The 973-nt window shown below is 58.0% G+C and carries 1 protein-coding gene; it reads left to right on the forward strand.

Features of this window, described 5'->3' with window-relative positions; translation table 11 throughout:
- Window positions 1-148 precede the first annotated feature (148 nt).
- Window positions 149-889 (forward strand): transposase, encoded by a 741-nt coding sequence (locus ACFQDI_RS25175; protein ID WP_377172275.1) that lies wholly within the window; start codon window positions 149-151, stop codon window positions 887-889.
- The last annotated feature ends 84 nt before the right edge of the window (window positions 890-973 follow it).

A 973-nucleotide genomic window follows, 5' to 3' on the forward strand; every position in this document is an offset into this window, starting at 1 on the left:
CTCCCTGCTTGAGCAGTTGTCCAATTGCTCTTCGATGGAAGACGGTGAGATGATGGTAGCGTTTCATACGAGTGAGTAGTTATCAAACGCCCAGGGAGTGATGCACTTCGGCAGTTAATCCGCACGCTTCTTGCTCATCTTTGCCCCCATGAAGCTCGCCCAAACCTCTGATCCCCAGTCGCTCCCGCTTGAGGAGCAGCTTGTCGGTGTGAATGCGAAAACGGGGATCTATCCCGGCGCGCGTTCCTGGTCTGGTGGCAGACTGCGGGTGCTTGGCAAGGGGCCGCTGGAGTCCTACTGCTACCATGTGATGTCCCGCACCACTGGTGGTGAAGTGTTCTTTGATGACGTTGAGAAAGAAGCTCTGCGGCGGGTGATCTGGCGCATGGCGGAGTTCTCCGGCATCAAGGTTCTGACCTATTGTGTGATGGGGAACCATTTCCACCTGCTGGCGGAGGTGCCGCACCGGCAGACGTGGTTGCAACGCTTTGAGGGACCACAGGGCGAAGCGAGGTTGTTTGAGCATCTGAGCACGCTCTACAGCAAAGCCTATCTGGGACTGCTGCGTGATGAACTGGCGGACTTTCGCGCACGTGGCATGGCGGTGCTGGCGGAGCAAAGGCTGACGGCGCTGAAGAAGCGTTTTTGTGATCTGTCGCTGTTTGTGAAGGAGGTGAAGGAGCGCTTCAGCCGCTGGTTCAACAAGCGGCGTGGCCGACGGGGGACGCTGTGGATGGATCGCTTCAAGAGCGTGCTGGTGGAAGGCCAGGGCGAGCCGCTGCGCACGATGGCGGCGTACATCGATCTGAATCCGGTGCGCGCGGGGCTGGTGAAGGACCCGAAGGACTGCGGATTAACTGCCGAAGTGCATCACTCCCTGGGCGTTTGATAACTACTCACTCGTATGAAACGCTACCATCATCTCACCGTCTTCCATCGAAGAGCAATTGGACAACTGCTCAAGCAGGGAGTC

Origin of the sequence: Prosthecobacter fluviatilis (assembly GCF_042655725.1) — a bacterium.
GTDB classification, from domain to species: domain Bacteria; phylum Verrucomicrobiota; class Verrucomicrobiia; order Verrucomicrobiales; family Verrucomicrobiaceae; genus Prosthecobacter; species Prosthecobacter fluviatilis.

Coding starts and splice junctions, on each gene's coding strand:
- ACFQDI_RS25175 (WP_377172275.1), top strand. CDS start 149: ATGAAGCTCGCCCAAACCTCTGATCCCCAGTCGCTCCCGCTTGAGGAG.